This is a genomic window from Clostridium sp. Marseille-Q7071 (assembly GCF_965112025.1).
In genome coordinates this window covers 3,395,975-3,408,139 of sequence record NZ_CBCOPR010000001.1, presented here as the reverse complement: position 1 = coordinate 3,408,139, position 12,165 = coordinate 3,395,975, and the positions used below count along the sequence as shown (strand labels likewise).

The 12,165-nt window shown below is 33.1% G+C and carries 10 protein-coding genes, 1 tRNA gene and 2 rRNA genes; all 13 read left to right on the top strand.

Annotation, left to right across the window (positions count from 1 at the left end):
• Window positions 1–69: 69 nt before the first annotated feature.
• The 13 genes from ACWPW7_RS16165 (at window position 70) to ACWPW7_RS16105 (ending at window position 12,165) form a co-directional block, all read left to right on the top strand.
• Window positions 70–2,976 (top strand): 23S ribosomal RNA (locus tag ACWPW7_RS16165).
• A gap of 309 nt (window positions 2,977–3,285) precedes the next feature.
• Window positions 3,286–3,403 (top strand): 5S ribosomal RNA (gene rrf / locus ACWPW7_RS16160).
• A 35-nt stretch (window positions 3,404–3,438) separates the two neighbouring features.
• Window positions 3,439–3,514, top strand: a tRNA-Lys gene (locus ACWPW7_RS16155).
• A gap of 496 nt (window positions 3,515–4,010) precedes the next feature.
• Window positions 4,011–4,448 carry a VanZ family protein gene (locus ACWPW7_RS16150; RefSeq protein ID WP_291562659.1) on the top strand — a complete coding sequence of 146 codons (438 nt, stop codon included), beginning with the start codon at window positions 4,011–4,013 and terminating at the stop codon, window positions 4,446–4,448.
• A gap of 798 nt (window positions 4,449–5,246) precedes the next feature.
• Complete coding sequence (locus ACWPW7_RS16145; protein ID WP_291562661.1) at window positions 5,247–5,393, top strand: hypothetical protein; 147 nt, start codon at window positions 5,247–5,249, stop codon at window positions 5,391–5,393.
• 83 nt (window positions 5,394–5,476) lie between these two features.
• Window positions 5,477–5,938, top strand: coding sequence for a hypothetical protein (locus ACWPW7_RS16140; protein WP_454054347.1), 462 nt, complete (start codon window positions 5,477–5,479; stop codon window positions 5,936–5,938).
• Between the two features lie 24 nt (window positions 5,939–5,962).
• Complete coding sequence (locus ACWPW7_RS16135) at window positions 5,963–6,340, top strand: PH domain-containing protein (RefSeq protein WP_454054346.1); 378 nt, start codon at window positions 5,963–5,965, stop codon at window positions 6,338–6,340.
• A 286-nt stretch (window positions 6,341–6,626) separates the two neighbouring features.
• Window positions 6,627–7,937, top strand: a complete 1,311-nt coding sequence (locus tag ACWPW7_RS16130; protein WP_454054345.1) for a BclA C-terminal domain-containing protein — start codon at window positions 6,627–6,629, stop codon at window positions 7,935–7,937.
• 706 nt (window positions 7,938–8,643) lie between these two features.
• On the top strand, window positions 8,644–8,787 hold the full coding sequence (locus ACWPW7_RS16125; RefSeq protein WP_454054344.1) for a hypothetical protein: 144 nt from the start codon (window positions 8,644–8,646) through the stop codon (window positions 8,785–8,787).
• Between the two features lie 137 nt (window positions 8,788–8,924).
• Window positions 8,925–9,470 (top strand): hypothetical protein, encoded by a 546-nt coding sequence (locus ACWPW7_RS16120; RefSeq protein ID WP_454054343.1) that lies wholly within the window; start codon window positions 8,925–8,927, stop codon window positions 9,468–9,470.
• A gap of 106 nt (window positions 9,471–9,576) precedes the next feature.
• The gene (locus ACWPW7_RS16115) at window positions 9,577–10,071 is read left to right on the top strand and encodes a hypothetical protein (RefSeq protein ID WP_454054342.1); all 495 of its coding nucleotides are present in this window, start codon (window positions 9,577–9,579) and stop codon (window positions 10,069–10,071) included.
• A 66-nt stretch (window positions 10,072–10,137) separates the two neighbouring features.
• Window positions 10,138–10,767: a cyclase family protein gene (locus ACWPW7_RS16110; RefSeq protein ID WP_454054341.1), complete on the top strand. Its 630-nt coding sequence runs from the start codon at window positions 10,138–10,140 to the stop codon at window positions 10,765–10,767.
• A 543-nt stretch (window positions 10,768–11,310) separates the two neighbouring features.
• Window positions 11,311–12,165 carry a 1-deoxy-D-xylulose-5-phosphate synthase N-terminal domain-containing protein gene (locus tag ACWPW7_RS16105; protein ID WP_454054340.1) on the top strand — a complete coding sequence of 285 codons (855 nt, stop codon included), beginning with the start codon at window positions 11,311–11,313 and terminating at the stop codon, window positions 12,163–12,165.

The following is a 12,165-nucleotide window of genomic DNA, read 5'->3' as shown; positions in this document are numbered from 1 at the left end:
TACTAAAGTAAATGAGCACCACAGCGAGCGAAGTTGACGACGTAGTACGAAGTTTATATCAAGTTTTTAGGTCAAGCTACAAAGGGCGCAGGGTGAATGCCTTGGCACTAGGAGCCGAAGAAGGACGCGATAAGCTGCGATAAGCTTTGGGTAGACGCAAATAGTCTGTGATCCAAAGATTTCCGAATGGGGGAACCCACATGGCTACGCCATGTACTATATGCTGAATACATAGGTATATAGAGGTAAACCCGGGGAACTGAAACATCTAAGTACCCGGAGGAAGAGAAAGAAAAATCGATTTCCTAAGTAGCGGCGAGCGAAAGGGAAAGAGCCCAAACCTAAGCCTTTGGCTTGGGGGTTGAGGACAGAACATAAAAGAGGTGGCTATTGTAACTGAAGATAGCTGGAAAGCTACTCCGTAGAAGGTAATAGACCTGTAAGTGAAACGAGAAGACCTTAAGTTCTGATCCAGAGTACCACGAGACACGTGAAACCTTGTGGGAAGCAGGGAGGACCACCTCCCAAGGCTAAATACTACCTAGTGACCGATAGTGGAGAAGTACCGTGAGGGAAAGGTGAAAAGAACCCCGGGAGGGGAGTGAAATAGAACCTGAAACCCTGTGCCTACAACCGATCGAAGCACTTTATATGTGTGACGATGTGCTTTTTGTAGAACGAGCCAACGAGTTACGATATGTAGCGAGGTTAAGTACTTAAGGTACGGAGCCGAAGGGAAACCGAGTCTGAATAGGGCGCAAAGTTGCATGTCGTAGACCCGAAACCGGGTGACCTATCCATGGCCAGGTTGAAGCGAGAGTAAAATCTCGTGGAGGACCGAACCACGTTGGTGTTGAAAAACCATGGGATGAGCTGTGGATAGCGGAGAAATTCCAATCGAACTCGGAGATAGCTGGTTCTCCTCGAAATAGCTTTAGGGCTAGCGTCGATTAATTAAGTAATGGAGGTAGAGCACTGAATAGGCTAGGGGGCATATCGCTTACCGAACCTTATCAAACTCCGAATGCCATATACTTGTATTTCGGCAGTCAGACTGCGAATGATAAGATCCGTAGTCAAAAGGGAAACAGCCCAGACCATCAGCTAAGGTCCCAAAGTGTAAGTTAAGTGGTAAAGGATGTGGGATTTCTAAGACAACTAGGATGTTGGCTTAGAAGCAGCCACTCATTCAAAGAGTGCGTAATAGCTCACTAGTCAAGAGATCCTGCGCCGAAGATGTCCGGGGCTAAAACTTACCACCGAAGCTATGGGTGTACACTATGTGTACGCGGTAGAGGAGCTTTCTGCATTGGCTGAAGTCGTACCGAAAGGAGCGGTGGACGATGCAGAAGTGAGAATGTTGGCATAAGTAGCGAGAGACAGGTGAGAATCCTGTCGGTCGAAAACCTAAGGTTTCCTGAGGAAGGCTCGTCCGCTCAGGGTTAGTCGGGACCTAAGCCGAGGCCGAAAGGCGTAGGTGATGGACAACAGGTTGATATTCCTGTACCACTAGCAGACGTTATTACAAATGGGGTGACGCAGGAGGATAAGATGTGCTAGCTATTGGATGCTAGTCTAAGCGTTTAGGTATGTAGGATAGGCAAATCCACCTACATTAGCTGAGGCGTGATGGGGAAACCCTTTAAGGGTGAAGTATCTGATTCCACGCTGCCAAGAAAAGCCTCTATGGAGGAAGTTAGTGCCCGTACCGCAAACCGACACAGGTAGGTGAGGAGAGAATCCTAAGACCATCGGAAGAATTGCTGTTAAGGAACTCGGCAAATTGACCCCGTAACTTCGGGAGAAGGGGTGCCTACGCAAGTAGGCCGCAGAGAATAGGCCCAAGCAACTGTTTAGCAAAAACACAGGTCTCTGCTAAAGCGAAAGCTGATGTATAGGGGCTGACGCCTGCCCGGTGCTGGAAGGTTAAGGGGATTGCTTAGTGCAAACGAAGGCATGAACTTAAGCCCCAGTAAACGGCGGCCGTAACTATAACGGTCCTAAGGTAGCGAAATTCCTTGTCGGGTAAGTTCCGACCCGCACGAATGGCGTAATGATTTGGGCACTGTCTCAACAGCAAATCCGGCGAAATTGTAGTGCAAGTGAAGATGCTTGCTACCCGCGATTGGACGGAAAGACCCCGTAGAGCTTTACTGCAATTTAGCATTGAGTTTCGGTACTATCTGTACAGGATAGGTGGGAGACTTGGAAGCAAGGGCGTCAGCCTTTGTGGAGTCATCCTTGGGATACCACCCTGATAGTACTGGAATTCTAACCGGAGGCCTTGAATCAGGTCACGGGACATTGTTAGGTGGGCAGTTTGACTGGGGCGGTCGCCTCCAAAAAAGTAACGGAGGCGCCCAAAGGTTCCCTCAGAACGGTCGGAAATCGTTCGAAGAGTGCAAAGGCAGAAGGGAGCCTGACTGCGACACAGACAAGTGGAGCAGGGACGAAAGTCGGGCTTAGTGATCCGGTGGTTCCTCGTGGGAGGGCCATCGCTCAACGGATAAAAGCTACCTCGGGGATAACAGGCTGATCTCCCCCAAGAGTCCACATCGACGGGGAGGTTTGGCACCTCGATGTCGGCTCGTCGCATCCTGGGGCTGAAGTAGGTCCCAAGGGTTGGGCTGTTCGCCCATTAAAGCGGCACGCGAGCTGGGTTCAGAACGTCGTGAGACAGTTCGGTCCCTATCCGTCGCGGGCGTAGGAAATTTGAAGGGAGCTGTCCTTAGTACGAGAGGACCGGGATGGACAGACCTCTGGTGCACCAGTTGTCACGCCAGTGGCACAGCTGGGTAGCTATGTCTGGAAGGGATAAACGCTGAAAGCATCTAAGCGTGAAGCCCCCCCTAAGATGAGATTTCCCATAACATAAGTTAGTAAGACTCCTGGAAGAACACCAGGTTGATAGGTGAGAGGTGTAAGCATGGCAACATGTTCAGCTGACTCATACTAATAAGTCGAGGGCTTGACCTAATTGATTTCACTGTGCAATTTTCAGAGAATAATTTCTTTGAAATTAATAGAAGCGAGCAGTATAAGGATTGACTGAAGCTGACGTAGTAATGTGAAGCTTATATAAATTTTTAAAGATGTTTCGCTTATTGATTAAATACCTTTGTAGGAGTGACTACATGAATATGTAGTTCTCTTAAGATAAATCTTGAATATTTTATAATAATATGTTAATAATATTATTATAAAAAGTACAATAATGTTAGAGAATTATATAAATATCCGTAAAGTCAACAGTAGAGAACTCTAATATTATTGGAAGAATAATTATCTGGTGATGATGGTCCTAAGGGTAACACCCCTTTCCATTCCGAACAGGCAGGTTAAGCCTTAGGACGCCGAGAGTACTGCAGGGGAGACCCTGTGGGAGGGTAGGTTGTTGCCAGGTAGTGCTAAGCTAAGTTTAACTTAGCTTAGTAATATGGTTCACTAGCTCAGTCGGTAGAGCACATGACTTTTAATCATGGTGTCCGGGGTTCGATCCCCCGGTGAGCCACCAATCCTTAGTACAATGTGTACTAAGGATTTTTTTATATTGTAAATAATGCATAATCAACTTAATAATTAATACTATAATTAAAGGATACTGTAGGGTTCCTTAATGGAAATTTAGCTTATGCATGATTTTAATTTTCATAATAAAATTTTTACAATGAATTAAAAATTAAGAATTAATAATGAAGAATTATGGTTAAAACTCCACCGTCAAAGTCTTTGGAGTTTTTTAAGATAAACTTCATTTTAGAAATTCACTAACAGTGAATTTCATCCTAAATTTTTCATTTTTAATTATTAATCCTTAATTTCTAAGGGGTTAATCTGTTTTTATAGAAAATTTATTTTCCAGAGTATATATTAAGTTTTCGCATTGTATCCCTATATAGGGTTTCTATATGAAAACTTAGAATTTCACCAATGAATTCTATATAAAAGATAAAATTAAGTTTTCTTTTATAGGTATATTATTTAAAATATAATTTAGCGAGGAAAAAATTATGAATAAAAAATTAAAATGGTTTCTACTTATAGCATGGATGTGTATTATATTTTGGTTTTCACATCAGCCATCGATACAATCTGATGAACAAAGTTATTTGGTTATATCTATGCTTCGAACTATAGGAATAAATTTTAATGGTATTTTTGGAGAATTATCAAATTTCATAATTAGAAAGTTAGGACATTTCACAGAATATTTTATTCTTTATATACTTTTTTATAATGTATTAAAAGAATATTTTAAATTTAAAAGTAGCATTCTTTTAAGTATAGTATTTGTGTTTCTCTATGCTTGTAGTGATGAATTTCATCAATTATTTGTAATTGGAAGAGAAGGAAGTATAAAAGATGTTATATTAGATACTAGTGGTGGAATGATGGGCATGTTGATTGTATATATAAAAAATAAGATAAAATATGTTTCTACATTATAAATAGTGTTGAGTTATAATTTTTTCATAAGGTAAGAATTATTAATGCCACATAATTTTCTATTATTAGGTTCATGAGAATCATAGAAAGAAAGTCAGCATAATTATGACGACTTTCTTTTTATGATTTAATTTTAATATAGACTTTCAATAAAGTCTTCTGAAGTATTTGTACTTATATTATTGTAGATTTGTACATAAAACTTTAAGGATTTTACTTTATCATAATTATCATTTTTGCATTTATAATTATTATTAGAATATAACTTTTAGTTTTTATGAATTTTAGTTCTTATGTAAGTAGAAGCTTATATATTATCATGTCTAGATTTCTTAAAACACTCTTTCAAAATTTTTACTATATAAAAATTATCTTCAATAATAAAACCTTTTCTCTCAAATCGAAACCTCTGTAAGTTAATTATAATCAAAAGGAAAACATTATAATTTATTTAATAAATCCCCTATATTTCCAATATGACCTATTTTTCATTGATTAATAGTTATTCAAATAGTTTTATTTTATAGTATGCAGTAGTATTTTACATTACATGGGAATAAAAAAACATATTTAGTTAAAACTGAAATAAAGAAGTCTTTTAACTAATAAAATAGATTTATTACAAAAAATATATATTAATAGCTTCTGTAATAAAGTTATATATTATGTTATTACCCATAAAGTTTATAGAATCGCTATAAAATAAGCATAATTAATGTTAGTTTTAGTATTTTTGTATTTATACATAAAAGAAAATGAAAATGGTAAAAATATAATTAAAATATTTTGGAGGCATTAAAATGAAAGACGAAAGAGAAAATGGTACTAAAAACCAAGCAAAGGAAATGATGATTGACGGTGAAGATTGGGGTAAAATCCAAAAAGAAACAAAATTAAGACAAAAAGATTTAAAGAGAATACAAAAGGAAATAAATGAAAAGTTTTAGTAGAATTTAGTAGCGGAGACTGATAGCAAATAAAAATGTTATCAGTTTTTGTTAAATTGCATTAATGTAAAGGAGGATAATAAATGAAATATGAAGTTTTACTAAATAATAAAGAGCTACTTAAACAATATGAAGATACTGTAAAAAAATTTAATTTTAATAAAAGAAGAGCTCTTATTAATTATTTTGTTTATTGGTGTGCGTTAACAAGTATAGATGCTAGAGTATGTGGTGCAATAATATTAAATTATTTAATAACCTTATCCTCCGTAAATAGTAATGAAATAAATATACTTAAAGAACTTTGTGATTCTATCAAATATACAATAGGAAAAGATAAATTATTAGAATGGGAAGAGGAAAGAGCTTATGACCAAATGAGTGATATTGCATTTATAGTAGAAAGCAAATTGAAACTTGATGACAAAATTAAAAACAATCAAGGTTGTGATTTACTTAAAAAAGGAATAAAATATAGGATAAAAGACTTAATTAATGAATTTATTTTAATTTTAAAAAAATACATTGATAAGATATTTAGATAATATAACAATTTGGGGGGGAGTATTTTGACAAAAGTTGAGAAGTTATTAGAAATATCTAAAAAAGGCTTTGAGAGTAATGAAGAAATAGTACATTATATATATGGTGCTTATGAAAAGGTGTTTAATGGAAAAAGCACATTAAGGACAGGTATATTAATTGCAACTAATAAGAAAATAAGGTTTTGTAGTAAAAGATTTTTTACAGTATTTAATGATGTAGTTGAATATGAAGATGTATATAATGTAGAGCTGTCACAAGAAAAGTTTGGAGATAAAGTGTTTATTCATTGCAAAAAGCAATCTTGTTCTATGAGATTTGTAGAAGATCAAAATTTAATAAAATTTGTAGATTTTATTAAAGAAAACAAAGGAAAAAGAAAGCAACAGCTTAAAGACCTATAAATTGTAGGTCTTTTTTTATATTTGAGATAATATTTTAGATTTATCTTAAATGAATGTTTAAATTGAGGATTTAATATAGTATAGTAATATCTGCAACTTATAAGAGCAAAGTAACAAATTTAAATTTAGAAACTATAATATATTAGGTCATAAACTAATATTTAATGACTATTTTTTCCTAAAATTGTTTTGGAGTAAATTTCTTAAAAGATAAATGATTTTGATATATAAGCCCCTTATAAAATATTTTATTTTAATGAAATTTAATTTAAGGGAGGGAATGTGTTTGATTTATGATATATCGAACATCTATGCTAAGTTAGCAATAGATGTTTTAGCAGATATACCTGGTCCAACAGGCCCAACTGGTCCGACAGGCCCAACCGGTCCAACGGGACCAACTGGTACGACTGGACAAGTGGGGCAGCCAGGTCAACCAGGACAAGCTGGTAAACCTGGACAGCCAGGAGCTCCTGGGGCTCAAGGAGCTGCAGGACAACCAGGACAACCAGGTCAACCGGGACAGCCAGGACAACCAGGTCAACCGGGACCAAGAGGAGCAACAGGCCCAACCGGTCCAATAGGTCCAACGGGAGCAACGGGGGCAACTGGACCAACTGGTCCAATAGGTCCAACCGGATTAGCAGGAGCAACCGGAGCGACCGGCCCAATAGGTCCAACCGGATTAACAGGAGCAGCCGGAGCGACCGGCCCAATAGGTCCAACCGGATTAGCAGGAGTGACCGGAGCGACAGGCCCAATAGGTCCAACCGGATTAGCAGGAGTAACCGGGGCAACCGGAGCGACAGGCCCAATAGGATTAACGGGGGCAACTGGAGCGACAGGCCCAATAGGCCCAACAGGAGTAACCGGGCCAACAGGACCAACCGGTCCAATAGGCTTAGTAGGTCCAACCGGAGCAACAGGAGCAGATGGAGCACCCGGTGCAGACGGAGCACCTGGTGCAACAGGAGCAACTGGTCCACAAGGTCCTGCAGGAGCAGATGGAGCTCCAGGAACACCTGGGGCGCCAGGAGCTCCTGGAACACCAGGAGCAACAGGAGATACTGGTCCAATAGGTCCGACCGGTCCAACAGGACCAACTGGCCCAACAGGTATACAGGGAACTCAAGGTATACAAGGAGTAACGGGTCCAACTGGTCCTGCAAATGGATTAAATGCTTTTGGATATGTTTACAATACAGGAAACCAAACTATAACTATAGCATTGCTTCAGCCACCTCAGCCTATAAACTTTAATAATTCAGGTCCATTATCCACTGGAGTAACTCATCCAACTGCAAATACTATAAATGTTACTAGTGCTGGCCAATATGAGATAAACTTTGTAGTGTACTTTACAGCAACTTTAGCGGTAGCGGGAACATTCCAAATTCAGATAAATGGAACTGCTGTACCAGGAGGGAAATTTACAGAGACATTAACTACAGGACTTCAAGTTTATACTGGAAGTGTAATAGCTACAGTACCTGCAAATGCAAATATTCAATTAGCATTTGGAGCAACAGTAGCATTAGGAATTACAATAACTGGTGTTGATGTAAGTGTTGCGATGTCAGTTAAGAAGCTAAACTAAAATATAAAATATTTGAATCTCCCTATTTTAGGGAGATTTCTAAATATATAAGATTAGATTTTAAAATCTTAATAATAATTATTTATATGAAAGCAATATGCAAGATTTAAAAGAATTTTTAATAGGCTAATTAATAAGTGTGAAAATATTATGTAACAATTGAGATAAACTGTATAAAAATGTTGTAAATTAAAATATTTAAGTTTACAATAACATTGAATGATATATTAAAATTACATAAATATACAGTTACATAATAAAAGGTTAATCTTGTATTTTAAGGAGAGAGTATTATGCCACATATTAATACCCATATGACCTTTGTAAAGATATTACATTCTAAATTAATTGAAAATTTATAAAATAATTATTTAAATTGTAAAGCATATTATAAAAGTAGTGTCAATAGTAATTGTCAATGCGAATTATTCTTAAAGGATAAATATTTAGACGTATCAGACGAAGAGAAATCATTTATTTTAGGATATTATAGCCATTTATGGTTGGATAATTATGTAAATGAAAATGGACATATTCTTAGAACTTCTGTACTTGTAAATGGAGATAATGAAGCAGCTAAGGAAAAAAATTAAAAAATCTATTATTTTATGATAATAAAATAATAGATAATAAACTTGATGTAGAAAAAATAAATAAAACTATTTTTAAGGATTTTAAAAATTATTATGTGATTTCAGAAAAGGATATGAAAATGATATTTAATGAATATATAAAACTTCTAAAAGAAAGTTCTAAATATAGCAATTCTTCAGTTTTTGAAGAAAAAAAGTATATTAGTTTTTTTACTTTAGCATCTTCTAAAATATCAAAGATTATGAGAAATATTTAAAATATATAATATAGTGAGTTAATTAAACTAATATTTGAAATCCTAGCTAATTAGCATTTTAATAGTTAATAAATAACATATAAATTGTTTTAGTGATATAATTTTTTATATCATTTATTTGTTGTGGGAGGTAAAATATGGATATAAACGATTTATACTTTTTATCGGTAAAACTAAATGAAATAAATATAAAATGGGCTTTAGGAGGATCATTGCTATTATACTTTAACAAAATATTAGACAATCCACGAGATATAGATATATTAGTAAATTATGAGGAGTCGAAGAAAGTAAATGATATTTTATATAATTATGGAGAATGTAGAGAGATGGATAGTAAGACTCCATATAAAACTGAGAGCTTTTATAATTATAAAATAAATAATACGGAAGTTGATATAATAGGGAGCTTTAAAATCTCTCACGAAAGAGGGATATATTCTTATATTTTAGATGAAGAAGCAATTTCGCAGTACATATCTATAAATAATATACAAATACCATTATCTTCTATAGAAGATTGGTATATACTATATCAATTAATTCCAGATAGAGAGAAGAAAGTAAGTATTATAGAAGAATATTTGAATAAGAATGGAGTTTCAAATCCAAAATTAATAAAAAGGGCATTAGAGCAGCCTCTGCCTCAATCAGTTATAAAAAAATGTCTAAAATTATTGTAGTTTATTATACTTCTACATAATATAGGAATAATTTTTAGATTTCTCCTAAAAATAATATTAGAATAATTTAGATGTATTCAAAGTTTTATATTTAGGAGAGATTTTTATGAAAAAAATAATTAGTTTATTAATATTAATACATTTGTTTTCAATAAATGTATTTGCTTATGAACCTATTAGTAGAGAAGATAAAATAAATATCTATAGTATTACTATAGACACTTTAATATCTTATTATGATGGTTTAGAAGATATAGATTATATAACTATTGATATGAATAATAAATTTTTTGAGGAGCTTGATAAAGCTGATAAGGAAAAAATATTAAATAACTTAAAAAAATATAATAAAACTGTGATGAATAAGTCGTTAAAGGATTTAAATCAAGATGGATTTACAGATAATTTTAATAGACTAAATGGGAATAGTAAAAATGGATTACTTATTAATATAGTAGATTATAAATATAAAAATAATAAAATTTTTATTGAAGGTGCCATATATACAGGTCCTATTTCTGCAAAAGGGGTTAAGATTGTCATAAATAAAAAAGATGAGCAGTGGAATGTGGAACGCAAAAGGATATTATGGGGAGCTTAATATAGGATTATTATAATTTGTAATATATAATAAAATTAGAAAATAATTTTATATAAGAGGTATATTATGAGTAGAAATTTTTATGATATTTCTATAGAATTAAGTGACAACACTGCTGTTTATAATGGAGATCCAAATATAGAAATAGAAGATGTATTTAATATTTCCAAAGGAGATGACTTTAATTTATCAAAACTTATAATCACAACACATAGTGGAACTCACATAGATGCACCTAAGCATTTTTTTACTGATGGTTATGGAATCGAAGAAATACCAATAGAAAAATTAATAGGTAAGGCTAAAGTATTTGAAGTATTAAATTGTAGTAAAATTGAAAAATATCATTTAGAAAATCTTATCATTGAAGATGGAGATAGAATATTTTTTAAAACAAGTAATTACGATAAGGTAACTCATAAGATATTTTATGAGGAATTTGTATATCTAACTTTAGAAGCAGCAGAATATTTAGTAGATAAAAATATAAATACTGTGGGTATAGACTATTTTTCTATTGAAAGTTTTAATGACACTGAGTTTAGAGTGCACAAATTACTTTTAAAAAATAATATTGTAATAGTGGAAGGATTAAATTTAAAAGATGTTCCAGAGGGAAATTATGAACTTTGTGCATTGCCAATTAAAATTAAAAATTCAGATGGTGCCCCAGCAAGGGTAATATTATATAAATAAATCTCGCTTTATAGTGAGATTTATTTTTTATTTAAAAATCATTATTATAACTAATAAAACTTACGATTTAACTTTATATAAGTCACATATCTATAAAATTAAAGTTATAATTAGCACTTATAAAGCTATATGGTTATATTTGAAACTTACTAATAATATTTATATATAAAAAACTATTCTAGAGAGTTTATAGGATAGTTTTTATTATATAAGAAGAAGTACATCATTTTAAGTAGAAAATAAGGCTATTATATAATTTTAATATTGAGAATATATTAAGGAGTTTTTCTAATTTGTATAAATTAAATGAAGATAGTAGAACTTTTATAAAAATAACAATATTTCTATAAAAATGATAAGTTAATAATTATTCACTGACAGTAGGTAAGAGAATGTATTGAAGAGGTGTTAATTTTATAAATCATTTGTCTTACTTATGAACTGTGCAAATAACGATAGAAACAGTAACTTAGATTTAGAAATAGCAGAGAAATTCTTTATATTGCCATAAAAATAATCCAATTCAAATAGGGGGAGAGTTATATGCCTTTAACATCAAAAGAGCTGTTAAACCTAGAAGAAAAAGCTTATGAACTTAGATTACTTTCTATAGATGCTGCACTTAAGCTAGGTAACGGAAATACCGGAAAAGCTTTAAGTTCTATAGATATTTTTACAATACTATATCATAAATATTTAAATATAGATTTTAAAGATTCAAAAGATAAGTGTAGAGATAAACTTGTATTAAGTAAAGAGCATGGAGGAATCTACATTGTTCCTAGCTTATTAGACAATGTATTCATACATAAAGAATTACTTAAGGAATATAATCATAGTAAAGATAATTTAGGGGTAAATCTAGATTTTAGAAAGGTTTGCGCAGAAGAGGTTTCTATCCATTCATTAGGATATGGACTTTCAATTGCATTAGGAATGGCATTAGGAGCAAGGATTAAATCTAAGAAATATAAAGTTTACTGTCTATTAAGTGATAAAGAGTGTAACGAAGGATCAGTTTGGGAAGCAGCAATGGCTATAGCTTATTTAAAAACAACAAATCTTATAACTATTATAAATAAAAATCAATGTATAATTGATGATTCTATAAAAGAAATTATAACATTAGAATCCTTTGCAGATAAATGGAGAAATTTTGGATTTATAGTTGAAGAGGTAGATGGTCATAGTCTTAAAGAACTTTCTGAAGCTTTAGATTTTGCTTTAAGTGAAAATAAAAAGCCTGTTGTTATTATTGCTAATACAATAAATGGTTGTGGTGTTGATTTTATGGAAGATGACTATAGATTTACTTATGGAATTCTTGATGAAGAAAAAGTTAAGGAAGCAAAAGAAAGTTTAGAAAAATACTATGAAATAAGGATAAAAGAGGTGTAA

Coding starts and splice junctions, on each gene's coding strand:
- ACWPW7_RS16150 (WP_291562659.1), top strand. CDS start 4,011: ATGAATAAAAAATTAAAATGGTTTCTACTTATAGCATGGATGTGTATT.
- ACWPW7_RS16145 (WP_291562661.1), top strand. CDS start 5,247: ATGAAAGACGAAAGAGAAAATGGTACTAAAAACCAAGCAAAGGAAATG.
- ACWPW7_RS16140 (WP_454054347.1), top strand. CDS start 5,477: ATGAAATATGAAGTTTTACTAAATAATAAAGAGCTACTTAAACAATAT.
- ACWPW7_RS16125 (WP_454054344.1), top strand. CDS start 8,644: ATGAAAATGATATTTAATGAATATATAAAACTTCTAAAAGAAAGTTCT.
- ACWPW7_RS16120 (WP_454054343.1), top strand. CDS start 8,925: ATGGATATAAACGATTTATACTTTTTATCGGTAAAACTAAATGAAATA.
- ACWPW7_RS16115 (WP_454054342.1), top strand. CDS start 9,577: ATGAAAAAAATAATTAGTTTATTAATATTAATACATTTGTTTTCAATA.
- ACWPW7_RS16110 (WP_454054341.1), top strand. CDS start 10,138: ATGAGTAGAAATTTTTATGATATTTCTATAGAATTAAGTGACAACACT.
- ACWPW7_RS16105 (WP_454054340.1), top strand. CDS start 11,311: ATGCCTTTAACATCAAAAGAGCTGTTAAACCTAGAAGAAAAAGCTTAT.